The organism is Salipiger marinus (assembly GCF_035481585.1).
In the GTDB taxonomy this organism is placed as follows: domain Bacteria; phylum Pseudomonadota; class Alphaproteobacteria; order Rhodobacterales; family Rhodobacteraceae; genus Salipiger; species Salipiger marinus.
Genome location: NZ_JAYKSL010000033.1, coordinates 1 through 25,063, shown reverse-complemented (window position 1 = coordinate 25,063; position 25,063 = coordinate 1). Strand labels below are relative to the sequence as shown.

The window sequence follows — 25,063 nt, the reverse complement described above, 5'->3', positions numbered from 1 at the left end:
TCTCCTCGACGGGTGACTGAGACTTGATCTTGCGCATTCACGTTTGTTAGGAAATTTAATTAATCTGTCCTTGGATTCGGATAATTTGAATGCGCCGCCTGTCCTCCCTGACGCTGAAACAGCTGCGCGCACTGGAAGCCGTTGAAAGAACAGGCTCAATTTCGCGCGCCGCCGAAGAGCTGGGGCTGACCGCCCCTGCGGTGCACAGCCAGCTGAAGGTGCTGGAACAGACCTTTGGCTGCGGTCTGCTGTCGCGGGAGGGGGCGGGGCGGTTCCATGCCACCCCCGAAGGCGCTGCGCTGCTGCAGGCATGGCGCAGCGCAGAGGCGGCCTTTCGTCTGGGACTGCAGCGAATCGATGCGCTGCAGAAGGGGCTCGCGGGCACGGTGGTGCTGGGCGTGGTGTCGACGGGCAAATATTTCGCCCCCGGCCTTGTCGCCCGCCTGCGCCGCGCCTGCCCGGAGATCGAGGTGGTGCTGCAGGTCGGCAACCGCGACACGATCATTTCGGCGCTGCAGGATGGGGCGCTGGATCTGGCGATCATGGGCCGCCCCCCGCGCGAGCCGATGGTGGAATCGCTGTCCATCGGGGTGCATCCGCATGTGCTGATCGCGCCGCCCGACCATCCGCTGGCGGGGCAGGCGGGGGTGACTGCGGCGGCGGTGCTGGCCGAGCCGTTTCTGATGCGCGAGCCGGGATCGGGCACGCGCATTCTGGCCACCCGGTTTCTGGACCGCATCGGCGAGGGCAAGACCTATGCCCGGTCAGAGATGAATTCCAACGAGACGATCAAGCAGGCGGTGATCGCGGGGCTGGGGATCGCGCTGATTTCCTATCACACCGTGGTGGAGGAGCTGCGCACCGGGCGGCTGGTGACGCTGGATCTGCCCGGACTGCCGATCCTGCGGCACTGGTTCCTGCTGCACCGCGCAGACATGCCGCTGACCGGTGCCGCGCGCACGGTCTGGGAGTTTATCGCGGCGGAACGGGCAGGCATCCTGCCGGGCTGGCCGCCTAGTCGCTAAGCCATTGCGGCTGCAGCACCACCACCGTGGGCTGCGAGGGCAGATCGCGCAGGTTCACCACCATCTCCGGCCCGTCGCGGCGGTCGATGGCGAAGCTGCCGGAGACGTTGTCCAGAAACTGGTCCAGCGAATAGCCGGAAAACCAGTGCATCGGGATGATGACCGAACTGCGCAGCCGTTCCACCACCCGCACCATGGCCTCCAGCGCCATGGTATAGCCGCCATCCACCGGCACCATCAGCACGTCGACCCGGCCAAGGGCCGCGTATTGTTCGGGGCTGGGTTCGTGGTGCAGGTGGCCCAGATGGCCGATGCACAGGCCCTCCACCTCGAAGACGAAGATGGAATTGCCCTTTTCCTCGACCCCGCCGCCCATGGAGCGGATGTCGGTCGACACGTTGCGCACCAGCAACTCGCCCAGATCAAGGTGATGTTCGACGCCTTCGCCAAAGGCGCCCCAGCCTTCCAGCACATGCGGGATGGCGGGATCGGGATTGGCGGTCCAGTGGGTGCCATGGGCGTGGTTCATGGTCACCACATCGGGGATCAGATCCACATTGCCGATATAGCCGGTAAAATCCGTGACCACATCCAGCCCGCCGGGGGTCTGGATCAGAAAGGAGGCGTGGTCCAGATACTGGATGCGCACCGAATAGTCGGGCACGGCCGCGGTCCATGCGGCCTTGTGCAGGTAGCCGATGCCCGGGGCGGCATCCGCGATGGCGATGCAGTGCGAGGCGCGGCGGGCCTCTTGTGCTGCTGTGGGCGGTGCCGACAGCGCGGCCAGCGCAAGGCTGCAGGCAACAGCAGGGGCGAGGGCAGGGCGGGGCATGGCGGACCTCCTTTTCCTGCCTGTCACCCTAGGGTGACGAAAGGCGGATACGGTCTGACATTTTTGTGGGGGAAATTCGCGGCACTCAGCCGACCTGCGTGCGCCCGCGCCGGTCCAGCCGCAGCGCGGAATACAGCACATGCGTCCGCCAGCGCCCGTTGATCTGCAGATAGCTCTGCGCCACGCCTTCGTATTTGAAGCCGGAGCTTTCCAGCAGCCCGCGCGAGGCGACGTTTTCCGGCAGGCAGGCGGCCTCCACCCGGCTCAGATCCATGGTGGTGAAGGCGTGATGCACCAGCGCCGCGATGGCCTCGCGCATGTAGCCGTGGCGGGCGAAGGGCAGGCCGGTCCAGTAGCCCAGCGTGCCCGACTGCGCGGGCCCGCGCCGGATGTTGTCAAGCGTGATCGCCCCCACCAGCGTCTCGTCCTCGCGCCGCACCAGAAACAGCGGCACGGCGGTGCCCCCAAGGATCGACCGGTTGGCCCAGTAGACGCGGTTGGAAAAGGCGCGCCGCGACAGATGGTCCGGCGCCCATGACGGCTCCCACGGGGTCAGGTAATCGCGGCTGGCGGTGCGCAGCGCCATCCACGCGTTGAAATCGCCATGCAGGGGCGGGCGCAGGATCAGCCGCTCGGTGTCGAGCCGGAACTTGCGCCGCCGCCCCAGCATCACGCCGCCCGTTGTGCCTGCAGCTCGTCCAGACCCGGCGCGTCCTTGACCGGGCCATACAGCGCCAGTGCCGCCGGGGCGCTGGCCGCCGCGGTTTCCGCAAAGACGCGCACATCGCCGGTGGTGACGTTGTCGATCCGCGCCACCGCGTCTTCGATCGGGGGCACCTTGCCCCAGATCTGGATCATGCGCGCCATGCGTTCGGCCCGCGCCGAGGGGCTTTCCAGCCCCATCAGCAGCCCCGCCTTCATCTGCGCGCGGGCCCGCGCCACCTCCTCGGGGGACATGTCGTCGGCGGCGCGCTTCATCTCGTCGATGGTCAGCCGGGCCAGATCGGCCACTTCCTCGCCGGAGGTGCCCGCATAGATCGTGGTCATGCCGGTATCGGCATAGGCGCCGTTCTGGGCAAAGATCGTGTAGCAGAGCCCGCGCTTTTCCCGGATCTCCTGAAACAGCCGCGAGGACATGCCGCCCCCCAGCGCGATGGAATAGATCTGCGCGGTGTAGAACTCCGGATCGCAATAGCCCGGACCCTCGAAGGCCAGCGCCATATGCGCCTGTTCCAGCGTCTTTTCATGGCGGATCTCGCCACCGGTGAAGCGCGCGCGCGGAGCTTCGGGCGCGCCGCGCCCGGCCATGCCGCCAAACAGCGCCTCGGCCTGTTCCACCAGCACGTCATGGTCGACGCCGCCTGCGGCGGAGAGGATCATCTGCCCGGGGCCATACTGTTCGGCGACGAACCCGGCCAGATCCTCGCGGCTGAAGCCGCGCACATTGGCGGCCTCGCCCAGAATCGTGCGCCCGAGCGGCTGGTCGGCATAGGCGCGTTCCTGCAGCCAGTCGAAGATCACGTCATCAGGCGTATCCAGCGCCTGACCGATCTCCTGCAGGATCACATGGCGCTCGGTCTCGATCTCTTTGGGTTCGAACACCGGGTTCAGCAGGATGTCCCCGATCACGTCCATGGCGAGCCGCGTATCCGCCTCCAGCACGCGGGCGTAATAGGCGGTCACCTCGCGCGAGGTATAGGCGTTGATATAGCCGCCCACATCCTCGATCGCCTCGGCGATCTGCAGGGCGCTGCGGGTGCGGGTGCCTTTGAACGCCATATGTTCCAGAAAATGCGCGATGCCGTTCTGTTCAAGCCGTTCGTTGCGCCCCCCGGCCGTGACCCAGATGCCGATGGAGGCGGATTGCAGGCCCGGCATCCGTTCCGACACGATGCGGAAGCCGTTCTTGAGGGTGGTCAGTTGGACGGTCACTGGGCAATACGCTCCCGGATCAGGGTTTCAAGGGCGGCCAGATCATTGGCCACGGGGGTGACACGCTCGGGGCGGTCAAAAAGATCGGCCATGCGCTCGGGCAGGGCGGGGCGATGGCCGGTGGCGCGTTCCACCGCATCGGGGAATTTCGCGGGGTGCGCGGTGGCCAGCGTCACCATGGGCACGGCGGGATCGCGCTGCGCCTCGGCCACGGCGACACCCACGGCGGAATGCGGGCAGAGCAGTTCGCCGGTCTGCGTGAGCGTGCGGGTGATGGTGGCCAGCGTGTCCTCCTCGGAGGTGCGGCCACTGTCGAAGACCTCGCGCAGCGCCTGCAGCGCGCCTTGGCTGACATGGAAGCCGCCCGATTTCAGTTCGGTCATCAGCTGCGCCACCGCCGCCCCGTCGCGGTCATAGGCATCAAACAGCGCCCGCTCGAAGTTGGAGCTGACCTGAATGTCCATGGAGGGGCTGATGGAGGGATGTACCTCCGAGGTGACATAGCCGCCCGAGGTGAGGCAGCGGTGCAGGATGTCGTTCTGGTTGGTTGCCACCACCAGCCGGTCGATGGGCAGCCCCATGCGCTTGGCGATGTAGCCCGCGAAGATGTCGCCAAAATTTCCGGTGGGCACGGTGAAGCTGACGCGGCGCTCCGGCGCCCCCAGCGACACGGCGGCGGAGAAGTAATAGACCACCTGCGCCAGAACCCGCGCCCAGTTGATGCTGTTCACGCCCGCGAGCCGCACCTCGTCGCGAAAGGCGAAATCGTTGAACATGTCCTTGAGCCGGGCCTGACAGTCGTCAAAATGCCCTTCCAGCGCCAGCGCGTGCACGTTGGCTTCCACCGGAGTGGTCATCTGGCGGCGCTGCACCTCGGAGACGCGGCCATGCGGGAACAGGATCACCACATCCACCGCATCAAGGCCGCGGAACGCCTCGATCGCCGCCGAGCCGGTATCGCCGGAGGTGGCGCCCACGATGGTCACCCGCTCGCCGCGCCGGGTCAGGGCTTCCTGAAACAGCTGGCCGATCAGCTGCATGGCGAAGTCCTTGAAGGCCAGCGTCGGCCCGTGGAACAGCTCCAGCAGGAAATGCCCCGGCGCCAGCTGCTTCAGCGGCGCGCGGGCGGCATGACCAAACCCGGCATAGGCGCGCGAGATCAGATCGCCGAACGTCTCATCGGTGAAGCTGTCGCCGGTGAAGGGGCGCATGACGCGGAAGGCGGTTTCTTCATAGCTGAGACCATGCAGCGCGCGGATGTCTTCGGCGCTGAACTGCGGGATGGTCTCGGGCACGTAAAGTCCGCCGTCCCGGGCCAGCCCCGACAGCATCGCGTCCTCGAAACTCAGCACGGGCGCCTGCCCGCGGGTGGAGATGTAGCGCATCAGCTCGCTCCGTTTTTCCGTTGCCGCCACAGGAAATGGGCGGTCATGACAAGCCAGACCCCGGCCAGCGAAAACCAGGTGAGGGCGTATTGCAGGTGATCGTTGGGAATGCCGGTGATGGAAACCGGCAGCGGCGTGATGGCCGGATCGGCGGGGGTGACGGCGCGCGCCACCACCAGCAGCGGCTCGGTCTGCAGCGCCTCGGACATGGGGCCGATGTCGCGGGCAAACCATGTATTGCCCGCCTCGTCATTCTCCGGGGTCGAGGAATTGCGGTCATCCGGCCAGTGCAGGTTGCCCCGCACCTCAGCGGGCCCGGTCCCGGGTGTCAGATCCTTCTGCGCCACCGGGATGAAGCCCCGGTCCAGCAGTACGACGCGCCCCTCGTCGGTCCGGAACGGCGAGATCAGCCGGTAGCCCGCGCCGACCTGTTTCTGGCTGACCAGCACGCGCAGGGCGCCGGGCAGGAACTCTCCGCTCAGCTGCACCGGCTGATAGCGCTGTGCCTCGGGGTCCACGACCTGCGGCAGCGGTTCGGGATCGGCGGCGATGCGGCTTTCGATCTGGGCCAGCACCGATTCCTTCCAGTCGAGCCGCTGCAATTGCCAGATCCCCAGCCCCACGAGAATCCCGGCGCCAATCAGACCAAAGAGAAGGGGGGCAAGGTAGCGGGTCAAGGGCATCCGGATCCGGGGGCAGGCTGTGGCCTGCTTATCGCGTCCATGCGGGACACATCAAGGCGTGATTGGCAGGCAGTGGGGGGCTCTGCCCCCCGTCCGCGCCGGGGCGCGGCCTCCCCCCGGGATATTTGGGGTCAGAAGAAACGCGGGCCTGCCGCTTCTTCTGACCAGAAATATCCCCGCCGGAGGCAGGCCGTCCGCAGCGGAAGGTGCAGGTTCTGGGCAAAAGCGAAACGCCCGCCGGAAGGGGCGGGCGTTCTGTCATGCGATGGCGGGAGCTTACTGGCCCCAGACGTAGATGGCGGCGAAGAGGAACAGCCAGACCACGTCGACGAAGTGCCAGTACCAGGCGGCAGCCTCGAAGCCGACATGCTTGTTGGGGGTGAAATCGCCGCGCATCAGGCGCAGCAGGCAGACGAACAGGAAGATCGTGCCGATCACCACATGCGCGCCGTGGAAGCCGGTGGCCATGAAGAAGTTCGCGGCATAGACGCTGCCCGAGAAACCGAAGGCGGCGTGGCTGTATTCATAGGCCTGGAACAGCGTGAAGATGAAGCCAAGCGCGATGCCGATGATCAGGCCCCACTTCATGTCCTTGCGGTTGTTTTCGTGCACCAGCGCGTGATGCGCCCAGGTGACGGCAGCACCCGAGCAGAGCAGGATCAGCGTGTTGATCAGCGGCAGGTGCCACGGGTCGAAGGTTTCGATGCCGGCGGGCGGGAAGATCCCGTCCACGGCGGGCGAATTGCCGTCCGGATCCATCGGGTAGATCGCGTGTTTGAAGAAGGACCAGAACCACGCGAAGAAGAACATCACCTCGGACATGATGAACAGGATGAAGCCGTATTTCAGGCCGATCTGCACCACCGGGGTATGGTCGCCCACGCGGCTTTCGGCCACGACATCGGACCACCAGCCGAACATGACATAAAGCACGCCCACGAGGCCTGCGAGGAAGATCCACGGGCCGTGGTCATGCATCCAGAGCACGCTGCCGAACAGCATGACGAAGGCCGCAACCGCCGCGATGAACGGCCAGATGGAGGGTGGCAGGATGTGATAGTCGTGATTCTTGGCGTGCGCCATCTCTCGGGGTCCCTCGTTGGATAGACGTTCAGTTGACGGCGGAGCCGTCTGTTGGGGCGTCGAGCGCGGCCTGAACCTCGGTGGGCAGGTCGATCTCGTAGAAGGTATAGCTCAGCGTGATGTGCTTGGCGAATTTGGCGTCGCGGTCGTTCACGATCTCCGGGTCGACATAGAAGGTCACAGGCATCTGCACCCGCTCCCCGGGCATCAGCACCTGCTCCGTGAAGCAGAAGCATTCGATCTTGGAGAAATAGGCCCCCGCGTCATAGGGGGCGACGTTGTAGGTGGCCTGCCCGGCGATGGGCCGGTCGGTGGGGTTGTAGGCCTCGTAGAAGGCCAGACCCTCTTCGCCGATCTTCAGCGTCATCTCGGTCTGCAGCGGCTTGAATTCCCAGCCGAAGCCGCGATCCTTGGAGGCGTCGAAGCGGATCTTGATGGTCTGGTCCAGCACCGTATCCGAGGCGGCGGTGGCCACGTTCGTGGTGCCGCCATAGCCGGTGACGCGGCAGAACCAAGTGTAGAACGGCACCGAGGCCCAAGCCATGGCGCCCATGAAGACGACCACGCCGACCAGCTGCAGCAGCGTCCGGGTCTTGGGATCAGTTGTCATTTGGTGCCTCCTGCATCTGCACCGCAGCGCCGGGCTGCGGCACGGCGAAATCCCCGCGACCGATCTTGACGAGGGTCAGGCCGAAGACCAGCGCGATCAGCGCGCCAAGGATCAGGCCGACCCCGATGTTGCGGCCCCGGCGGCGGTGGTGAAGTTCATGTTCGCGGGCGATGCTCATGCCCAGCCTCCCAGACCGTAACGCGCGAGCCCTGCCTCGATCAGGATCGCGCCAAAATGCGCGAAGAGATACAGCAGCGAGAGCTTGAAGAAGCGGCGTTCGGTCCTGAAATTATCCACCTCGGACTGGGTTTCGTCCCGGCGGAAGATGTCCCATGCGCCTTTCAGGAAAAGCGCGTTCAGCACAAGCGCCACGGCCAGATAGACGGGCCCGCCAATGCTGGTGAAGGCTGCGGCAAGGGCAAGGCCTGCAAGCAGCACGGTATAGACGAGGATATGCACGCGGGTGGCGCGGCGGCCATGCGTGACGGTCAGCATGGGCACACCCGCATCGTCATAGTCGGAGCGCATGAACAGCGCCAGCGCCCAGAAATGCGGCGGGGTCCACATGAAGGTCAGGCAGAACATCAGCACCGCCTCGACGCTGACCGAGCCGGTTGCGGCGGCCCAGCCGATCATCGGGGGGAAGGCGCCCGCGGCGCCGCCGATCACGATGTTCTGCGGCGTCGCCCGCTTCAGCCACATGGTGTAGATGACGACGTAGAAAAAGATGGTGAAGGCCAGCAGCCCGGCGGCCAGCCAGTTGGTGGCAAGGCCCAGAAACACCACGGCAAAGGCCGACAGCGCCATGCCCAGCCCCAGCGCCTCGCCCGGCTGGACGCGGCCCGCGGGGATGGGACGGCGGGCGGTGCGGCGCATCACGGCGTCGATATCGGCATCCCACCACATGTTGAGCGCGCCCGAGGCGCCGCCGCCGATGGCGATGAACAGCACCGCGCAGAAGCCCACGAAAGGATGCACGGCGACGGGCGCCGCCAGCAGGCCCACCAGCGCGGTGAACACGACAAGCGTCATGACGCGGGGTTTCAGCAGCGCAAAATAGTCGCCAAGGCGGGCTTCCGTCTCGAAGCTGCCCTGTGCCGATGTCGCTGCCGTATTGGTGGTCAGGTCGCTCATGCCGGTCTCGATTCGGGTCGTTCAGGGGGGTGGCCTTCCGCACGGGGCGCGGAAGGCCGGATCTGGATCAGGAGGCGGCGAGGAACTGCCGCACGTCGACATAGCCGCCGTCTTCCTGCGAGGCGGCAAGCCACGCGTCATAAACCTCTTGGCTCACGACCTTGACGGTGATCGGCATGTAAGCATGTGAAATGCCGCAAAGTTCCGAGCACTGGCCGAAATAGACGCCTTCGCGTTCGGGACGGAACCACAGTTCCGCGATCCGCCCGGGCACCGCGTCCTGCTTCACGCCGAAGGCCGGGATGGTCCACGAATGGATCACGTCGGCGCCGGTGACCTGCATCACCACGGTAGCACCCACGGGCACCACCACGGCGCTGTCGGTGGCCAGCAGGAATTCGCTGTCGGTATAGCCCGCTTCCTGCAGCTGCGCCGACACTTCGGGGGTCATCCGGTTGTCGCCGCCGGTGGCGGGCGCGCCGATCATGTAGCTGTCATAAGCCAGATCGGTGCCGACATATTCATAGCCCCAGTACCACTGGTAGCCGGTCACCTTCACCACCACGTCGCCTTCGGGGATTTCCTGCTGCTTGAACAGCACCGGCAGCGAATAGGCGCCGATCAGCACCAGAATCGCGATCGGACCGATGGTCCATGCGATTTCCAGCGGCGAGTTGTGGGTGAAGCTCTTGGGGTTGGGGTTCCGCTTCTGGTTGAACCGCACCAGCGCGAAGATCAGCAGGCCGACGACCAGCAGACAGATCGCGGTGATGATGACCAGCAGCATCCCGTCCAGCCATTGCAGGTCACGGGCCAGTTCGGTTGCGGCGGGCTGGAAGCCGGTGCCGCCGTTATGCGGCGTGCCCACAAGCTCCAGCGTCCCCTGTGCCATGGCGGGCGCGGCCATCACGCTGGACACAAGGCCCGTCAGCATCGAAATTCTACGCATGTGTCACCTGATCCGGTTGTCTTTCTTGTGCGCGGGCTGGAAGGTGTCGGCCGGGCGCGGACCCGGAGATCCCTCTCCCCGTCGAGTTGTGGCCTTTAAAAAGCACAAAGCGTGCATCAAATAAAGCCGATCGCTTGCGGCAAATCGGCGCTTTTTTGATCTAGATCAAGACTAGAAGGAATACCAGATGACCGAAAGTCCGTTCCGCCCGTTCGAAACGGCGCTTGATCTTGACCGGACGCTGGCCCAGCTGCGCGCCGCACTGGCGGGGGCCGAGGATGGGGAGCTGTTTCTGGAACGCCGCCGCGCCGAGGCGCTGGTGCTGGATGACGGACGAATCAGGACGGCGAGCTATGACGCCTCCGAAGGGTTCGGGCTGCGCGCGGTGCGGGGCGAGGTGGCAGGTTATGCCCATGCCACCGACCTGTCGGAGCAGGCGATTGCCCGCGCGGCAGAGACGGCGCGGCTGGCCGTGGGCGATGGCGGCGGCGTGATGGCGCCCCCGCCCGCAGGCACCAACCAGAAGCTATATACCGATGCCGATCCCATCGCGGGCCATGCCTTCGGGGTGAAGCTCGACACGCTGCGCGAGATCGACGCCTATGCGCGGGCGCTGGATCCGCGTGTGGTGCAGGTGACCGCGACCATCGCCGCCTCCTGTCAGGAGGTTGCGATCCTGCGCCCCGAGGGCGGGCTGGTGACGGACATCCGCCCGATGACCCGGGTCAGCATCAGCGTCATCGTCGAAGAGGGCGGGCGGCGCGAGCAGGGCAGCGCCTCGGGCGGGGGGCGGTATCTGCTGGACGGGCTGCTGGATCCGGCGGACTGGCAGGCCCGCGCCCGCGAGGCGCTGCGCGTGGCGCAGGTGAACCTGCGCGCCGATGCCGCCCCCGCCGGGGTCATGGACATCGTGCTGGGGCCGGGCTGGCCGGGCATCCTGCTGCACGAGGCGGTGGGCCACGGGCTGGAGGGCGATTTCAACCGCAAGGGCAGTTCCGCCTTTGCCGGGCTGATGGGGCAGCGCGTCGCGGCGCCCGGGGTCACGGTGGTGGATGACGGCACGCTGCCCGACCGGCGCGGCTCGATCTCCGTGGATGACGAGGGCACGCCCTCGGCCCGCAACGTGCTGATCGAGGACGGGATTCTGGTGGGCTACATGCAGGACCGCCAGAATGCGCGGCTGATGGGCGTGGCCCCCACCGGCAACGGGCGGCGCGAAAGCTATGCCCATGCGCCGATGCCGCGCATGACCAACACGCTGATGCTGGGCGGCGAGGCCGACCCGCAGGACATCGTCGGCGAGCTGAAGGACGGCATCTGGGCGGTGGGATTCGGCGGCGGTCAGGTCGACATCACCAGCGGCAAGTTCGTGTTCTCCTGCACCGAGGCCTATCGCGTGAAGAACGGCAAGGTCGGCGCCCCGGTCAAGGGCGCCACGCTGATCGGCGACGGGGCCACCGCGCTGCAGCAGATCCGCGCGCTGGGGCGCGACATGGCGCTGGATCCGGGCATGGGCAACTGCGGCAAGCAGGGGCAGTGGGTGCCGGTGGGTGTGGGCCAGCCCACCGTGCTGATCGGCGGGCTGACGGTGGGCGGTTCCGGGCAGTAAGCCCTAGGCAAAGAGGGCCCGCCGGAAAAATTTCGCGGCGGGCACCCGGTCCGCGTGTTCGTTTACCGATGGTTTACCACCTGCGCGCTAGAAAGATCCTGCAAGCGACGGGGTCAGGATGATCGGGCACACTCACTCTTCCACCCACCCCCCACTCCCACCCACCACGGAAGATGACCGGCTGGACTGGCTCCGTCTCTTGCGCTCCCGCCGCGTCGGGCCCACCACCTTCTGGCGGCTCTTGGCCGAACATGGCAGCGCCCGCGCGGGTCTGGCCGCGCTGCCCGCCATGGCAGCGGCGGCAGGACTGTCCGATTACAGGATCTGCCCCGAAGGCGTGGTGCAGGCCGAACTGGCCGCCGGGCGCCGTGTCGGTGCGCAGCTGGTCCGCCGGGGCGATCCCGGCTATCCCCCCGCCCTCTGCGATCTGGACGATGCGCCGCCGCTGCTGTGGCTGCACGGGCGCGCCGATCTGGCGGCGCGGCCCGCCGTGGCGCTGGTGGGGGCGCGCAACGCCTCCTCGCTGGGGATGCGGATGGCGCGGCAGCTGGCGGAGGGGCTGGGCGCCGCAGGCTGGCTGGTGGTGTCGGGACTGGCGCGCGGCATCGACGCCGCAGCACATGAGGGCGCGCTGCCCACCGGCACCGCGGCGCTGCTGGGCGGCGGGGTCGACGTGATCTATCCGCAGGAAAACGCGGGGCTGTTCCGGCGCATGGCGGCAGAGGGGCTGCTGCTTTCCGAACAGCCGCCGGGCACCGAACCGCAGGCGCGGCATTTCCCGGCCCGCAACCGGCTGGTGTCGGGCATGGCCCGCGTTGTGGTGGTGGTGGAGGCGGCGCCAAAATCCGGCACGCTCATCACCGCGCGCTGCGCGCTTGATCAGGGGCGGGAGGTGATGGCGGTGCCGGGCCATCCCTTTGACGGGCGGGCAGGGGGCTGCAACATGCTGCTGCGCGACGGCGCGCGGCTGGTGCGGGATGCCGCCGACGTGCTGGAGGCGCTGGAGGGGATGGGGACACCCGCGCCCGCGCCTGCGCCCGTGGCAGAGCGCGCGCCGCTGGTGATCCCGCCCGCGCCGCCCGAACGGCGCACGCTGCGCGAGACCGCGTCGCTGCATGCCCGCATCCTTGCCCGGCTCGGCGCCGCCCCGGTGCCGGAGGACGAGGTGATCCGCGATCTGGGCGGCCGCCCCGCAGAGATTTCGCCGGTGCTGACCGATCTGGAACTGGAAGGCCGGGTGGAGCGGCGCCCCGGCGGTCTGCTGAGCCTGATCCGCTAGGCCCGCCGCAGCGGGCAAAGGGGTCACATTGACATTCCCCCCTTGCACCCCACATGTTGCGCCGCCATACGCCATCCCCGAAAGAGGCTTTGAGCATAACGCTGCAAGAGGTTTTAACTGATGCCAGTCGTCGTCGTCGAGTCCCCGGCCAAGGCCAAGACAATCAACAAATATCTGGGATCCGACTACACGGTGCTCGCCTCCTACGGCCATGTCCGCGACCTGCCCGCCAAGGATGGATCGGTCGATCCCGAGGACGGGTTCGCCATGACATGGGAGATCGGGAACGACTCGAAAAAGCATGTCGCGGCCATCGCCGAGGCGCTGAAACATGACAATGCCCTGATCCTCGCCACCGACCCCGACCGCGAGGGCGAGGCGATTTCGTGGCACCTGCGCGAGGCGCTGACCAAGCGGCGGTCCATCAGGAAGGGCACCGCCGTCAGCCGCGTGACCTTCAACGCCATCACCAAGGCCGCCGTGACCGAGGCGATGAAGAACCCGCGCGACATCGACGCGCCGCTGGTGGAGGCCTATCTCGCCCGCCGTGCGCTGGATTATCTGGTGGGCTTCAACCTGTCGCCGGTGCTGTGGCGCAAGCTGCCCGGCGCGCGGTCGGCGGGGCGGGTGCAGTCGGTCTGCCTGCGGCTCATCGTCGAGCGCGAGATGGAGATCGAGGCCTTCCGCGCCCGCGAATACTGGCAGGTGAAGGCGCTGCTGACCACGCCGCGCGGTCAGGAGTATGAGGCGCGGCTGACCACCCTCGCCGGTCGCAAGCTGGAACGCTACGATCTGGAAAACGCCACGCAGGCCGAACTGGCGGTGCAGGCGGTGGCAAGCCGCAAGCTCAAGGTGCTGTCGGTGGAGGCCAAGCCCTCCAGCCGCAATCCTTCGGCGCCGTTCATGACCTCGACCCTGCAGCAGGAAGCCAGCCGCAAGTTCGGCATGGGCGCGCGGGCCTGCATGAATGCGGCGCAGCGGCTCTATGAGGCGGGACACATTACTTATATGCGGACGGACGGCATCGACATGGCCGCCGAGGCGGTGACCGCCTGCCGCGAGGCCATCGCCGACCGTTTCGGCAAGGATTACGTGCCCGCAAGCCCGCGCATCTACAAGAACAAGGCGAAGAACGCGCAGGAAGCGCATGAATGTATCCGCCCCACCGAGATGTCGAAAGATGCCTCGGCGCTGAGCCTGCGCGAGGATGACCAGCGCAAGCTCTATGACCTGATCTGGAAGCGCACGCTGGCCTGCCAGATGGAAGCGGCGCGGCTGGAACGGACCACGGTGGAAATCGGATCCGACGACGGGCAGGTGGGTCTGCGCGCCACGGGTCAGGTGGTGCTGTTCGACGGCTTCCTGAAAATCTACGAAGAAGGCCGCGACGATGTGGACAGCGACGATGACCGCCGCCTGCCGCAGATCAGTTCCGGCGATGCCGCGCCTTTCGCCAAATCCGGGCTGAAGGGCCAGCATGACAAGGCGGTGGAGGGCGAGACCCGCGCCGCCGTGCTGTCCGACAACAGCGCCGTGCTGGGCACGCAGAGTTTTACCCAGCCGCCGCCGCGCTACACCGAAGCGACGCTGGTCAAGAAGATGGAAGAGCTGGGCATCGGCCGCCCCTCCACCTATGCCAGCGTCATCGGCACGATTCAGGACCGCGAATATGTCCGCAAGGAACAGAACCGCCTGATCCCCGAGGACAAGGGCCGCATCGTCACCATCTTCCTGCTGAATTTCTTCAAGCGCTACGTGGAATATGATTTCACCGCAGCGCTGGAGGACGAGCTGGACGATGTCTCGGCGGGCGGGATGGATTACAAGGCGCTGCTGGCGAAGTTCTGGAAGGATTTCTCCGCCGCGATTTCCGAAACATCGGAGCTGCGGATTTCCGAGGTGCTGGACGTGCTCGACGACGCGCTGGCGCCGCAGCTTTATCCGCCGCGCGAGGATGGCAGCGATCCGCGGCAATGCCCGCTCTGCGGGGCGGGGCAGCTGCATCTGAAAACCTCGCGCTCCGGCGGGTTTGTCGGCTGCTCCAACTATCCCGAATGCCGTTACACCCGCCCCATCGGCGGCGAGGCGGCGGAGGCGGGCGACCGCGTGCTGGGGATGGATGACGAGGGCAACGAGATCAGCCTGCGCTCGGGCCGGTTTGGTCCCTATGTGCAGCGCGGCGAGGCGACGCCAGAGGTGCCCAAGCCCGACCGGGCCAGCCTGCCCAAGGGCTGGCAGGCGGACGAGCTGACGCTGGAAAAGGCGCTGACCCTGCTCAGCCTGCCGCGCGTGGTGGGCGATCACCCCGAAGGCGGCGCGATTGCCGCGAATTTCGGACGGTTTGGCCCCTATCTGATGCACCAGCTGCCCGACGAGGCGAAGCCGGTCTATGCCAACCTCAAGGATCCGGCGGATGTGTTCGAGATCGGCATGAACCGCGCGGTCGAACTGCTGGCGGCCAAGCGCGCCAATCCCGGCGGGCGCAGCCGTGCGGCCGCAAAGCCGCTGCGCGAGATGGGCGACCATCCCGAAGGCGGGCCGATCGCGGTGATGGAAGGGCGCTATGGCCCTTACGTCAAATGGGAGAAGGTCAATGCGACCCTGCCCAAAGGCACCGAACCCGCCGATGTGACCATGGAAATGGCGCTGGAACTGATCGCGGCCAAGGCCCCCGCCAAGGGCAAGAAGAAGACCGCCGCCAAATCCACGGCGAAGACGCCCGCCAAGAAGACCGCCGCGAAAAAGGCTCCGGCCAAGAAAGCCCCCGCCAAGACGGCTGCGGCGGCACCTGCGAAAAAGGCGGCAGGCAAAAAGGCCTGAACGCGCCACGGCCCGGACCGTTCCGCGCTGATCCCGCACGATGCTTTGATTGGACTGCCCTCCGGGGCGGTCCATCTTGTGCAGGGGAACAGTGTTTGAGTGAAAGGATCCGGATCATGTCTGCCAGCATGTTCAACCGCCGTCATCTTCTGGGCGCCGCAGGTGCCGCTTTCGGGATGGCGGCTCTGCCCGCCGCAGCCCAGCCTCTGCGCCACAACATGTCCAGCTTCGTGCGTCAGGACTGGCGCGACCATTTCGAGACGCTGGGGGTGGCGACGATCGTCTGCGACACCACCTCGCGCGCGCTGCATTTCTGGTCCGGGAACGGGGCGGACTACCGCATCTACCCGACCTCGGTGCCGAAGACCGACGAGCTGACCAAGCGCGGCTATACCCGCATCGTGCGCAAGAAGGTGGGCCCGTCCTGGACCCCGACGCCGTCGCAGCTGCAGCGCTTTCCGGACTGGAAGCCGGTGCCGCCGGGCCCCGACAACCCGCTGGGCACCCATGCCATGTATCTGAGCTGGCCCGCCTACATCATCCACGGCACCCACGATACGCGCAAGATCGGGCGTGCATCCTCGGATGGCTGCATCGGGCTTTATAACGAAAAGATCGCGGAGCTTTTCGCGCTGGCCCCGGTGGGGACGCAGGTTCGGGTGATCTGAGGTCAGATCCGGCATGACCGCGCGTCGGCTCCGGGCGATGCCGCCTGCCTGCATTGACTTTGCGGGGTGCGACGGCGAAAACCTTGAGGAGCCAACGAGGGAGTGTTCCGATGAAGAAGGTCTACGGGTCGGCGGGAGAGGCACTGGAGGGCCTGCTGCAGGATGGCATGCTGATCGCGGCGGGGGGCTTCGGCCTGTGCGGGATCCCCGAGCTGCTGATCGATGCCATCGTGGAGAGCGGCGTCAAGGATCTGACCATCGCGTCGAACAACTGCGGCGTTGACGGGTTCGGGCTGGGCAAGCTGCTCGACACCAAGCAGATCAAGAAGATGATGTCCTCCTATGTGGGCGAGAATGCCGAATTCATGCGGCAGTATCTTTCCGGCGAGCTGGATCTGGAATTCAACCCGCAGGGCACGCTGGCCGAGCGGATGCGCGCGGGCGGCGCGGGCATCCCCGGCTTCTACACCAAGACGGGTGTGGGCACCGTGGTGGCCGAAGGCAAGGAAATCAAGGAATTCGACGGTCAGGATTACGTGCTGGAGCGCGCGATCGTGGCGGATGTCTCTATCGTGAAAGCGTGGAAGGCCGACACCACCGGCAACGCGATCTTCCGCAAGACCGCCCGCAACTTCAACCCGCCGGCGGCGATGTGCGGCAAGATCTGCGTGATGGAGGTCGAGGAGATCGTCGAACCCGGCACGCTGGATCCGGACCATATCCATCTGCCCGGCATCTATGTGCACCGCCTGATCCAGGGCGAGCACGAGAAGCGCATCGAACAGCGGACCACCCGTCCGGCGGCGTGATCGCAGATGAGCACCGGCAGCGCCCCGGCCCAGAAAGAAAACCGGCTGAGCGACCGGGAGGCCTACGCCGCATTTGATGCGGCGCGGGTCGCCATGGTGCTGAGCGACCCCCACACGCATGACAACCCCATCGTCTATGTCAACCGGGCCTTCACCGAGACCACGGGGTATTCGGCGCGGGCGGCGGTGGGGCGCAACTGCCGGTTCCTGCAGGGGGACGACACCGATCCCGAAGAGGTGCAGCGCATCCGCGAGGCGATTGCCGCGCGCCATGACATCACCGTGGATCTGGTCAATTACAAATCCACCGGCGAAAGTTTCGTCAACCGGCTGATGGTCTCCCCGGTGTTCGACAGCGAGGGCGAGCTGATCTATTTTCTGGGCATCCAGCGGGTGCTGGCGCCAGAGGACCGGCTGATCTCTCCCAATGCCGTGCTGCATGAAATGCGCGAGATCCAGCATCGGGTGAAGAACCATCTGGCGATGATCGCAAGCCTGATCCGCATGCACGGGCGCGGCGCCTCGGGGGCGGAGCACCATTTCAACCAGCTGTCGCGGCGGGTCGAAAGCCTGCAGGTGCTGTATGAAGAACTGGCGAACCCGGCGCGGCGGCGCAACATGGACACGGTGGAACTGGGCGCCTATCTGTCGCGGCTGGTCTCTGCCATGCAGAATTTCGACGGGCGGCCGGGGATCCGGCTCAACGTCTCGGTCGATGATTTCGAGGCCCCGACCGACACGGCGGTGAATATCGGGCTGGTGGTGTCGGAAATCCTGACAAACGCGCTGAAACATGCGTTTCTGGGGCGCGAGACCGGTCTGGTCGAACTGCGCATGGCGCGGCTTCAGGGCCAAGTGCTGCGGATCATCGTCTCTGATGACGGGGTCGGCATGGATGACGGGGCGGAATGGCCCAGTAAGGAAAGCGTCGGCGGGCGGGTGATCCGGAGTCTGATCCTCCAACTCGACGGCAAGGTGGCGGTGATGCGCGGCGCCAACGGCACGGTGGTGACGTTGGATGTGCCGCTGGCATCGCAATAGGCAAGAGGAGGGGCAAACATGCCTTGGGACCGCAATCAGATGGCCGCCCGCGCGGCGCAGGAACTTGAAGACGGGATGTATGTGAACCTTGGCATCGGGATCCCGACGCTGGTCGCCAATTACACCGGCGACAAGGACATCACCCTGCAGTCGGAAAACGGCATGCTGGGCATGGGCCCGTTCCCCATCGAGGGGACCGAGGATCCGGACCTGATCAACGCGGGCAAGCAGACCATCACCGAACTGCCCAAGACCTCGTATTTCGACAGCGCCACCAGCTTTGGCATGATCCGGGGCGGCAAGATCGCGGCGGCCATCCTTGGCGCGATGGAAGTGTCGGAAAACGGCGATCTGGCGAACTGGATGATCCCCGGCAAGCTGGTCAAGGGCATGGGCGGCGCCATGGATCTGGTCGCGGGCGTCGGCAAGGTCATCGTGGTGATGGACCACACCAACAAGCATGGCGAGAGCAAGGTGCTGAAGGAATGCACCCTGCCGCTGACCGGCAAGGCCGTGGTCAACCGCATCATCTCCAACCTTGGCGTGCTGGATGTGGTGGAGGGCGGTCTGAAGATCGTCGAACTGGCCGAGGGTGTCACCGAAGAGGAACTGCGCGCCGCAACGCAGGCGACGCTGGTCAACTGATCCCGTCCCTCCGCAAGGCGGGACAAGGCGCGGCCCCTTCGGGGGTCGCGTTTTTTGTGCCTTGGGCAGGGCGCAGGGCAGGGGCCGGGAACATGCGGCGGCCCGGTTCGTTTTGTTGCGAAGGGCGGTGCTTTGCCGTCCGCCTGAAAGGAGGTCCGTAATGGACACGCAACTTGCCCCCAAAGTCCGGCTTCACGTGGAAGACAGCGGCGGCCCCGGTCGTCCGGTCGTGCTGATCCACGGCTGGCCGCTGTCCGGTGCCGCATGGGCGCCGCAGGTGGCCGCGCTGCAGGATGCCGGATACCGGGTGATCAGCTATGACCGGCGCGGCTTTGGCCGCTCCGACAAGCCCGAGACCGGCTATGATTACGACACGCTGGCGGCGGATCTGGCCGGGCTGCTGGAGGATCTGGATCTGCGCGACGTCACGCTGGTGGGCTTTTCCATGGGTGGCGGCGAGGTCGCCCGCTATCTGAGCACGCAGGACAAGGGGCGGCTGCACAGCGTCGCCTTTGCCTCGGCGGTGCCGCCCTACATGATGCGGAGCCAGGACAACCCCGAAGGTCCGCTGACCAAGGATGCCGTCGAAGAGATGGAAGAGGGGCTGCGTGCCGACCGCGCCGGGTTCTTCCGGCAGTTCGCGCGGGATTTCTACACTGCCGAAGGCAGGCTCTGCGTGCCCGAAGAGGCGCTGCGCAATGCCGTGGCGCTGTGCGAGCAGTCCGACCAGACCGCAGCGCTTGCCTGCATGGAGGCGTTCGGCACCACCGATTTCCGGGAGGATCTGCGCCATGTCGATCTGCCGGTGCTGGTCATCCACGGCTCGTCCGACGGCATCGTGCCGATCGAAGGCTCCGGAGAGCGCATCCATGTGATGGTGCCGGGCTCGTCGCTGCAGGTGATCGAGGGCGCGCCGCATGGCTGCAACGTGAGCCATCCCAAGGAATTCAACCGCGCGCTGCTGCAGTTTCTGGCGCTATAGGCGCTTTAGGCGCGGCAGCAGGCGGCAGACATGAAAAGGGCGGGCTCTGCAGGAGCCCGCCCAACTTCATCGCGCCGGGGATTTGGGAGGAGAGTGGCGCAATGTCATACCCGTCCCAGGGAGGAGGAGAGGGGACGGGAAATGATCCCTTACTTCGCCGGAGTGGCGGTGGCCTTCTTCGCGGCGGTGCCCATGTCGTCGGTCGCCTTCTTCATGGCGGCGCTGGCGTCTTCGCTGAAGTCCTTGCCTGCGGCCATCATCAGTTCGACCGTGTCCATCTGGACCTTCTTCGCGATCTCGGCGAAGGCGGCCATGTGCTCGGCGGTCATTTCGGCTTGAGCGGAGGCATAGTCGGTCATCGCCTTGGCGTAATCCGACGGCTCCTTCTTGACCTTCATCATCTCGCCCAGCTTGGCCAGCGTGTCCTTGGTCCACTTGGTGGACACTTCGGTCGACTTCTCCGCCGCTTCCAGAGCCACGCCGGACAGCTTTTCGTTCAGCGTCGCGGTGGTCTTGAACGCTTCGTCCATGGACTTGGTGTCCACGGGGAATGCGCCCATCATGTCTTTCATCATCGCGGTGAAATCTTGGGTCGTCGCCATCTGTCTATTCCTGTCTTTTCTGCTTTGGCGGGCCCACCCCGCCGTTCTCAGCTGACACGAATATGCACGCTGCATCGCAGCATTTCAAGGGGAAATTGCTGCGATGCAGAAAAAGCAGGGGCTGGGCAGGGTTAGGCGGTTGCCTTCGCGCGGACATATTCGCCCGGCGCGGGGCAGAGCGGCGGATGCGCCGAATCGCCGGGGCTGCGCGCCGCCACCAGCTTGCCCGACCGCTTGCGCAGCCACGCCTCCCATGTCGGCCACCACGAGCCTTGGTCAAAGGCGGCGGCGGCCTTCCAGTCGGGCGCGGACAGCGACAGGTCGTTATGGGTGTAGTGGCCGTATTTCTTCTTGCTGGGCGGATTCACGATGCCCGCGATATGCCCGGACTGCGCCAGCACAAAGGTCTTGGACCGTCCGCCCATCTTCTGCACGCCGCGATAGCAGTCGGTCCATGCGGCGATGTGATCGCCCTCGGCGGCGATGGAGATCAGCGGCACGTCCACATCGGCGATGTCCAGCATTTCCCCCAGCAGCTTGAACCGGCCCTCGGAAAACTCGTTCCGCTGACAGAGCCCGCGCAGATACTGCATGGTCATGCGCCCGGGCAGGTTCGCGCCATCGCCGTTCCAGTAAAGCAGGTCAAAAGCGGGCGGGGTTTCCCCCATCATGTAATGCCGGATCGCGGGCGTGTAGATCAGGTCGGTGGAGCGCAGATAGGAGAAAGTCCGCGCCATGATGAAGCTTTTGAGGATGCCGGTCTTGGCCACCTCCGCCTCGATCCCGTCGACAAAATCATTCTGCAGGAAGGGGGTGAATTCGCCCTGATCGGAAAAATCGGTGAGCGTGGTAAAGAACGTTGCCGATTTCACCGAGGTATCGCCGCGCTTTTTCAGCAGCGACAGGGTCAGCGCCAGCGTGGTGCCCGCGATGCAGTAGCCCACCGCATTGACCTGTTCGGTGCCGCAGATCTCGCGCGCGACGCGGATGCCGGTCAGGTAGCCTTCTTCGATGTAATCCTCGAGCCCCACGTCGCGGTAGCTTTCATCGGCATTGACCCAGCTTGCCACGAACAGCGTGTAGCCCTGATCGGTGATCCAGCGGATCAGGCTGTTCTGCGGTTTCAGGTCGAGGATGTAGAACTTGTTGATCCATGGCGGGAACAGCACGACGGGCGTCTCGCGCACCTTGTCGGTGGTAGGCGCATACTGGATCAACTCCATCAGCCGGTTGCGCCAGACCACCTGACCTTCGGCAGTGGCGATGTTCTCGCCGATGCGGAACGCCTTTTCATCGGCCAGCCGCACCACCAGCTCGCCATTGTTCGCCTCAAGGTCGGCGACAAGGTTTTCCATCCCGCGCACAAGGCTTTCACCTTCGGTTTCAACGGCTTTCTGCAGCGCGTCGGGATTGGTGGCGAAAAAATTGGTGGGCGCCATCATGTCGATGATCTGCTGGGCGAAATAGGTCAGGCGGCGCTTTTCGCGCGGATCCATATCCTCGATCTCGTCCACCGCGTTGCGGATCGCCTCGGCGCTGATGAGGTATTGCTGCTTGATGAAGTTGAAATAGGGATGGCTGTCCCAGAGCGGATTGCTGAAGCGGCGGTCGGTCGGGCCGGTGTCCGCAGGCGGGGTCAGGCTGCCGCCTGCCAGCGCCTGCTGCGCCTCAAGGTAATGATGCAGCGACTTGCCCCAGTAGCTGACCTGCTGTTCGAACACCTTGGCGGGGTTCTGCATCCACTCCTGCCAGTAGGCCTGCGCGGCCTTGGCGTAAAGCTCGGGCTCCGGTCCGCTGAGCGCGGTATTGACCGGTTTGCGCCGGGCCAGCGCCTCCAGCAGCCGTTGCGTCAGGGCTTCGACCTTGCCAAGATTGGCTTCCAGCCGGGCACGGTCTTTACCGATCTCTGTGCCGGTTGTTGTCATAAGGTCGAATCCCCCCTATTTACTCCCATCGTTAGTCTAACGATGCCGGTGCCGGGGGCAAAGCGGCGAATTGGTCCGAAGCGGGGGAGACCCCGGATGTGGCGGGAGGCGCATCTGGGGCCAGAGCCCGTGGCGGGTCGCGATCCAGGAGTTTCGGTCCATGCGCTACATGGCGACTTACGATCTGATGGAATCCTTCCGCAACACCAACCAGTGGCTGGGCGCGACCGCCCGCACGCTGGCCTCCTATCCCGCCTTTGCGGCGATGCCCAACCCGCTGATCGGGATGGCTGCGGCATGGGGCGAAGTGACGGAGCGCAGCTTCGAGCGCATGGTGGTCAAGCCCGACTGGGGCATCCGGTCCATCCCCTGCGAGGATGGCCGCGACCATCTGGTCGAGGTGCGCACCGTGGTGGAAAAACCCTTCGGCAACCTGCTGCATTTCGAGGTGACGGGCCGCCCGAAAAAGCCGCGCACCATCCTGCTGGTGGCGCCCATGTCGGGCCATTACGCGACCCTGCTGCGGTCCACCGTGATCTCGCTGATCCCCGATGCCGAGGTCTATGTGACCGACTGGCACAATGCCCGCGACATTCCGGTATCGGCGGGCAAGTTCGACATCGAAGATTACACGCTGTATCTTGTTGATTTCATGCGCCATCTGGGGCCGGAAACCAATGTGATCGCGGTCTGCCAGCCCGCGCCGCTGACGCTGGCCGCCACAGCCTATCTGGCGGAGCTTGATCCCAAGGCGCAGCCGCGCACCATGACGCTGATCGGCGGGCCCATCGATCCCGATGCCACCCCCACCGACGTCACCGATTTTGGCCGCCGCGTCACCATGGGCCAGCTGGAGGAGACGATGATCCAGCAGGTCGGGTTCAAGTACAAGGGCGTGGGGCGGATGGTCTATCCGGGCCTGCTGCAGCTGGCCTCGTTCATGTCGATGAATGCCGAACGCCATTCCCGCGCCTTCACCGACCAGATCTTCCGGGTGAGCCGCGGCGAAGCCTCGGATCACGATCCGCATAACCGCTTTTACGATGAATATCTGGCGGTGATGGACATGACGGCGGAATTCTACCTGTCCACGGTGGAGCGCATCTTCAAGAATGGCGAGATCGCGCAGAACCGCTTTGTGGTGGAAGGGCACCGCGTCGATATCGGCAAGATCACCGATGTGGCGGTGATGACGGTGGAGGGCGCGAATGACGACATCTCGGCGCCCGGGCAATGCGTCGCCGCGCTTGATCTCTGCACCGGCCTGCCCGACCGGCTGAAGGCGCAGCATCTGGAACCGGGGGCGGGCCATTACGGCATCTTCGCGGGCAAAAGCTGGCGCAACAACATCCGCCCGCTGGTGCTGAGCTTCATCGACGGCACCTCCGGCAAGACGCGCGCGGCGGCCTCCGACGCCGCCTGATCCTAGGGGGCAGGAGGGGCGCTGCCCCTCTTGCGCCCCTGCGGGGCGCAATTCACCCCGGGATATTTAGGGTCAGAAGAAACCGGCGTCAGCCCAGCACATGCACCCGGATGCCGAGCGCTTCGAGCCTGCGGCGGCCCGCCCGCGCGGGGGCTTCGTTCAGGAAGGCGGCGGTGCGCAGATCCGCGCCCTGCCGCTCTGCCAGATGCAGCGCCGCCTCGGCGGTTTCGCCACTGGCCAGATGCGCATCGATATATAGCAGCACTTCGCCGGGCTGCAGCGCCTCGTCATCGAGCAGCGGGCCCTTGGGGCCGCGCGGCAGGGCCAAGAGCCCGATGCGCAGGTGATAGGCGACGGCGGCGCCAAGGATCACGCCCTCGGGCCCGGGGCTGAGGATGCGGCTGACCGGGCCTGTGGCGCAATGGGCCAGCCGTTCCACCGTATGGCGGAAGGCGGCGGGATCGGCGCAGAGCGCCAGCATGTCGGTCCGGGCGGGACGCGCCCGCATGGCTCAGGCGCCCCGGCGCAGGGTCGCGGTCAGCAGCCCCATGGCGATCAGCGCAGAGCCCCCCATCCGGGTGATCCAGACCAGCACCGCAGGGCGCCGGATGGCGCGGCGCAGCCGGTCCGCCGCCAGCGCATAGGCCAGCGTGTTGAGCGTGGCGAGCGTGACGAAGGTGGCGACCAGCAGCACGAATTGCGGCGGCAGGGGCCGCGCGGGATCCAGAAACTGCGGCACGAAGGCGATGAAGAAGGCGATGCTTTTGGGATTGAGCGCGGTCACCGCCGCGGCATGGCCAAACACGCCGCGCGCCGTCACGTCACGCGCGGGTTCCTGCAGCAGCGCCTGCGGGGCAGAGCGCAGCAGCCGGATGCCGAGCCAGACCAGATAGGCCGCCCCCACCCATTTCAGCACCAGAAACAACGTGGCCGAGGTCAGCACCAGCGCGCCCAGACCGGCAAGCGACAGGCTCATGGCGACAAAATCCCCCAGCGCCACGCCCGCTGCGGTGGCCACCGCCACCGACCGCCCCTTGGAAAGCGCGTAGGAGAGCACCATCAGCACGGTGGGGCCGGGGATCAGCAGCAGCGCCACCGAGGCCGCAACAAAGGCCAGCCACAGATCAAGGCTCATGGCGGGCTCCTGTCGGGAGAGCCGTCCGGGTCTGCGTGCCCTGACGGGCGCAGGCCTGGGCCTTCAGGCGGGTCTGCGGATCATCCCGGGCGGGTGCGGCGGGGATCCCGGTCAAGCTGTCTGTCATGCCATCCTCCGTTCCGCGCAGCCTGCACCGGGCGGGATCGGTTGAAAAGATGGAACATGGCGGCGGTTCGTGGCGGCGCGGAGATTTCCGCGCCGCACCGGTCAGGAGAGGGGGGGGGCGCTGCCCCCCTCGGCGCCTGCGCGCCTCACCCCCCGGAGTTCAGGGGCAAGATGAAGGGCGCGCGGGTCAGGTCGCGGCGTTTGCGGCGTCGCGGATGGCCCGGATATTCTGACCATACGGGGCGGGATCGTCCACCGATCCGCCGCGGAACACTGCCGATCCCGCGACCAGCACATCGGCGCCCGCCGCCACCACCAGCGGCGCGGTGGTGGGATCGACCCCGCCATCGATTTCGATATGGATGG

24 protein-coding genes and 1 pseudogene are annotated in these 25,063 nt (G+C 66.1%); 10 read left to right on the top strand and 15 right to left on the bottom strand.

The window, feature by feature from the left end; genetic code table 11:
* Positions 1-89 precede the first annotated feature (89 nt).
* On the top strand, positions 90-1,025 hold the full coding sequence (cbbR, locus tag VK682_RS25035) for a LysR family regulator CbbR (RefSeq protein WP_089852058.1): 936 nt from the start codon (positions 90-92) through the stop codon (positions 1,023-1,025).
* Here cbbR and VK682_RS25030 read toward each other — a convergent pair.
* From VK682_RS25030 to coxB, 10 genes are all read right to left on the bottom strand, one after another.
* Positions 1,015-1,857 carry an MBL fold metallo-hydrolase gene (locus VK682_RS25030; RefSeq protein WP_230797978.1) on the bottom strand — a complete coding sequence of 281 codons (843 nt, stop codon included), beginning with the start codon at positions 1,855-1,857 and terminating at the stop codon, positions 1,015-1,017. The two genes, cbbR and VK682_RS25030, sit on opposite strands and share 11 nt — an antisense overlap.
* An 85-nt stretch (positions 1,858-1,942) precedes the next feature.
* Positions 1,943-2,527 (bottom strand): GNAT family N-acetyltransferase, encoded by a 585-nt coding sequence (locus VK682_RS25025; RefSeq protein ID WP_089852054.1) that lies wholly within the window; start codon positions 2,525-2,527, stop codon positions 1,943-1,945.
* Positions 2,527-3,789, bottom strand: coding sequence for a M16 family metallopeptidase (locus VK682_RS25020; protein ID WP_089852053.1), 1,263 nt, complete (start codon positions 3,787-3,789; stop codon positions 2,527-2,529). The genes VK682_RS25025 and VK682_RS25020 overlap by 1 nt, the downstream gene beginning before the upstream one ends.
* The gene (gene thrC, locus VK682_RS25015; protein WP_324782779.1) at positions 3,786-5,174 is read right to left on the bottom strand and encodes a threonine synthase; all 1,389 of its coding nucleotides are present in this window, start codon (positions 5,172-5,174) and stop codon (positions 3,786-3,788) included. The genes VK682_RS25020 and thrC overlap by 4 nt, the downstream gene beginning before the upstream one ends.
* Positions 5,174-5,851 (bottom strand): SURF1 family protein, encoded by a 678-nt coding sequence (locus tag VK682_RS25010; RefSeq protein WP_230797976.1) that lies wholly within the window; start codon positions 5,849-5,851, stop codon positions 5,174-5,176. The genes thrC and VK682_RS25010 overlap by 1 nt, the downstream gene beginning before the upstream one ends.
* A gap of 282 nt (positions 5,852-6,133) precedes the next feature.
* Entirely contained in the window at positions 6,134-6,940 is an 807-nt protein-coding gene (locus tag VK682_RS25005; protein ID WP_230797975.1) for a cytochrome c oxidase subunit 3, read from the bottom strand.
* A 28-nt stretch (positions 6,941-6,968) separates the two neighbouring features.
* Positions 6,969-7,550 carry a cytochrome c oxidase assembly protein gene (locus tag VK682_RS25000; RefSeq protein ID WP_089852047.1) on the bottom strand — a complete coding sequence of 194 codons (582 nt, stop codon included), beginning with the start codon at positions 7,548-7,550 and terminating at the stop codon, positions 6,969-6,971.
* Entirely contained in the window at positions 7,540-7,728 is a 189-nt protein-coding gene (locus tag VK682_RS24995; RefSeq protein WP_089852045.1) for a cytochrome c oxidase system small membrane protein, read from the bottom strand. Before VK682_RS24995 ends, VK682_RS25000 begins: the two co-directional genes overlap by 11 nt.
* A complete protein-coding gene (gene cyoE / locus VK682_RS24990; protein ID WP_230797974.1) occupies positions 7,725-8,684 on the bottom strand; it encodes a heme o synthase in 960 nt (319 codons plus the stop codon). Before cyoE ends, VK682_RS24995 begins: the two co-directional genes overlap by 4 nt.
* Positions 8,685-8,751: 67 nt before the next feature.
* Entirely contained in the window at positions 8,752-9,633 is an 882-nt protein-coding gene (gene coxB / locus VK682_RS24985) for a cytochrome c oxidase subunit II (protein WP_089852040.1), read from the bottom strand.
* 187 nt (positions 9,634-9,820) lie between these two features.
* Between coxB and tldD the strand changes: the two genes are divergently transcribed.
* The 8 genes from tldD to VK682_RS24945 all read left to right on the top strand — a co-directional run bounded on the left by tldD (position 9,821) and on the right by VK682_RS24945 (position 19,486).
* Positions 9,821-11,242, top strand: a complete 1,422-nt coding sequence (gene tldD, locus VK682_RS24980; RefSeq protein ID WP_230797973.1) for a metalloprotease TldD — start codon at positions 9,821-9,823, stop codon at positions 11,240-11,242.
* A 118-nt stretch (positions 11,243-11,360) separates the two neighbouring features.
* Positions 11,361-12,521: a DNA-processing protein DprA gene (gene dprA / locus VK682_RS24975; RefSeq protein WP_089852036.1), complete on the top strand. Its 1,161-nt coding sequence runs from the start codon at positions 11,361-11,363 to the stop codon at positions 12,519-12,521.
* Positions 12,522-12,641: 120 nt separating this feature from the next.
* On the top strand, positions 12,642-15,341 hold the full coding sequence (topA, locus tag VK682_RS24970; protein ID WP_324782778.1) for a type I DNA topoisomerase: 2,700 nt from the start codon (positions 12,642-12,644) through the stop codon (positions 15,339-15,341).
* 116 nt (positions 15,342-15,457) lie between these two features.
* Positions 15,458-16,009 carry a L,D-transpeptidase gene (locus tag VK682_RS24965; RefSeq protein ID WP_230797971.1) on the top strand — a complete coding sequence of 184 codons (552 nt, stop codon included), beginning with the start codon at positions 15,458-15,460 and terminating at the stop codon, positions 16,007-16,009.
* A gap of 110 nt (positions 16,010-16,119) precedes the next feature.
* Positions 16,120-16,818 carry a CoA transferase subunit A gene (locus VK682_RS24960; protein WP_089852030.1) on the top strand — a complete coding sequence of 233 codons (699 nt, stop codon included), beginning with the start codon at positions 16,120-16,122 and terminating at the stop codon, positions 16,816-16,818.
* Between the two features lie 6 nt (positions 16,819-16,824).
* The gene (locus VK682_RS24955) at positions 16,825-17,859 is read left to right on the top strand and encodes a PAS domain-containing protein (RefSeq protein WP_230797970.1); all 1,035 of its coding nucleotides are present in this window, start codon (positions 16,825-16,827) and stop codon (positions 17,857-17,859) included.
* An 18-nt stretch (positions 17,860-17,877) separates the two neighbouring features.
* Positions 17,878-18,504: a CoA transferase subunit B gene (locus VK682_RS24950; protein WP_089852024.1), complete on the top strand. Its 627-nt coding sequence runs from the start codon at positions 17,878-17,880 to the stop codon at positions 18,502-18,504.
* A gap of 160 nt (positions 18,505-18,664) precedes the next feature.
* On the top strand, positions 18,665-19,486 hold the full coding sequence (locus VK682_RS24945) for an alpha/beta fold hydrolase (RefSeq protein WP_324782777.1): 822 nt from the start codon (positions 18,665-18,667) through the stop codon (positions 19,484-19,486).
* A 149-nt stretch (positions 19,487-19,635) separates the two neighbouring features.
* On the opposite strand, the gene VK682_RS24940 is transcribed toward VK682_RS24945, so the two are convergent.
* Positions 19,636-20,088 (bottom strand): phasin family protein, encoded by a 453-nt coding sequence (locus tag VK682_RS24940; protein ID WP_089852020.1) that lies wholly within the window; start codon positions 20,086-20,088, stop codon positions 19,636-19,638.
* Positions 20,089-20,219: 131 nt separating this feature from the next.
* Entirely contained in the window at positions 20,220-22,013 is a 1,794-nt protein-coding gene (phaC, locus tag VK682_RS24935) for a class I poly(R)-hydroxyalkanoic acid synthase (protein WP_324782776.1), read from the bottom strand.
* Positions 22,014-22,173: 160 nt separating this feature from the next.
* Between phaC and phaZ the strand changes: the two genes are divergently transcribed.
* Positions 22,174-23,436 (top strand): polyhydroxyalkanoate depolymerase, encoded by a 1,263-nt coding sequence (phaZ, locus tag VK682_RS24930; RefSeq protein WP_230797967.1) that lies wholly within the window; start codon positions 22,174-22,176, stop codon positions 23,434-23,436.
* A gap of 88 nt (positions 23,437-23,524) precedes the next feature.
* Here the strand turns inward: phaZ and VK682_RS24925 are convergent, their stop codons facing one another.
* The 3 genes and pseudogenes from VK682_RS24925 to VK682_RS24915 all read right to left on the bottom strand — a co-directional run.
* Positions 23,525-23,944: a type I phosphoribosyltransferase gene (locus VK682_RS24925; RefSeq protein ID WP_230797966.1), complete on the bottom strand. Its 420-nt coding sequence runs from the start codon at positions 23,942-23,944 to the stop codon at positions 23,525-23,527.
* 3 nt (positions 23,945-23,947) lie between these two features.
* Positions 23,948-24,571: a LysE family translocator gene (locus tag VK682_RS24920; RefSeq protein WP_089852011.1), complete on the bottom strand. Its 624-nt coding sequence runs from the start codon at positions 24,569-24,571 to the stop codon at positions 23,948-23,950.
* A 313-nt stretch (positions 24,572-24,884) separates the two neighbouring features.
* Positions 24,885-25,063, bottom strand: a pseudogene (locus tag VK682_RS24915) (ribulose-phosphate 3-epimerase); the annotation flags it as partial.

Excerpts from the sequence above, each read along its gene's own strand:
- VK682_RS24920 (WP_089852011.1), bottom strand. The coding sequence starts at position 24,571 with ATGAGCCTTGATCTGTGGCTGGCCTTTGTTGCGGCCTCGGTGGCGCTG.
- dprA (WP_089852036.1), top strand. The coding sequence starts at position 11,361 with ATGATCGGGCACACTCACTCTTCCACCCACCCCCCACTCCCACCCACC.
- VK682_RS24955 (WP_230797970.1), top strand. The coding sequence starts at position 16,825 with ATGAGCACCGGCAGCGCCCCGGCCCAGAAAGAAAACCGGCTGAGCGAC.
- VK682_RS24960 (WP_089852030.1), top strand. The coding sequence starts at position 16,120 with ATGAAGAAGGTCTACGGGTCGGCGGGAGAGGCACTGGAGGGCCTGCTG.
- VK682_RS24945 (WP_324782777.1), top strand. The coding sequence starts at position 18,665 with ATGGACACGCAACTTGCCCCCAAAGTCCGGCTTCACGTGGAAGACAGC.
- tldD (WP_230797973.1), top strand. The coding sequence starts at position 9,821 with ATGACCGAAAGTCCGTTCCGCCCGTTCGAAACGGCGCTTGATCTTGAC.
- VK682_RS24995 (WP_089852045.1), bottom strand. The coding sequence starts at position 7,728 with ATGAGCATCGCCCGCGAACATGAACTTCACCACCGCCGCCGGGGCCGC.
- VK682_RS24950 (WP_089852024.1), top strand. The coding sequence starts at position 17,878 with ATGCCTTGGGACCGCAATCAGATGGCCGCCCGCGCGGCGCAGGAACTT.
- coxB (WP_089852040.1), bottom strand. The coding sequence starts at position 9,633 with ATGCGTAGAATTTCGATGCTGACGGGCCTTGTGTCCAGCGTGATGGCC.
- VK682_RS24965 (WP_230797971.1), top strand. The coding sequence starts at position 15,458 with ATGTCTGCCAGCATGTTCAACCGCCGTCATCTTCTGGGCGCCGCAGGT.
- VK682_RS24925 (WP_230797966.1), bottom strand. The coding sequence starts at position 23,944 with ATGCGGGCGCGTCCCGCCCGGACCGACATGCTGGCGCTCTGCGCCGAT.
- cbbR (WP_089852058.1), top strand. The coding sequence starts at position 90 with ATGCGCCGCCTGTCCTCCCTGACGCTGAAACAGCTGCGCGCACTGGAA.
- thrC (WP_324782779.1), bottom strand. The coding sequence starts at position 5,174 with ATGCGCTACATCTCCACCCGCGGGCAGGCGCCCGTGCTGAGTTTCGAG.
- phaC (WP_324782776.1), bottom strand. The coding sequence starts at position 22,013 with ATGACAACAACCGGCACAGAGATCGGTAAAGACCGTGCCCGGCTGGAA.
- VK682_RS25005 (WP_230797975.1), bottom strand. The coding sequence starts at position 6,940 with ATGGCGCACGCCAAGAATCACGACTATCACATCCTGCCACCCTCCATC.
- topA (WP_324782778.1), top strand. The coding sequence starts at position 12,642 with ATGCCAGTCGTCGTCGTCGAGTCCCCGGCCAAGGCCAAGACAATCAAC.
- VK682_RS24940 (WP_089852020.1), bottom strand. The coding sequence starts at position 20,088 with ATGGCGACGACCCAAGATTTCACCGCGATGATGAAAGACATGATGGGC.
- cyoE (WP_230797974.1), bottom strand. The coding sequence starts at position 8,684 with ATGAGCGACCTGACCACCAATACGGCAGCGACATCGGCACAGGGCAGC.
- VK682_RS25025 (WP_089852054.1), bottom strand. The coding sequence starts at position 2,527 with ATGCTGGGGCGGCGGCGCAAGTTCCGGCTCGACACCGAGCGGCTGATC.
- VK682_RS25030 (WP_230797978.1), bottom strand. The coding sequence starts at position 1,857 with ATGCCCCGCCCTGCCCTCGCCCCTGCTGTTGCCTGCAGCCTTGCGCTG.
- phaZ (WP_230797967.1), top strand. The coding sequence starts at position 22,174 with ATGCGCTACATGGCGACTTACGATCTGATGGAATCCTTCCGCAACACC.
- VK682_RS25000 (WP_089852047.1), bottom strand. The coding sequence starts at position 7,550 with ATGACAACTGATCCCAAGACCCGGACGCTGCTGCAGCTGGTCGGCGTG.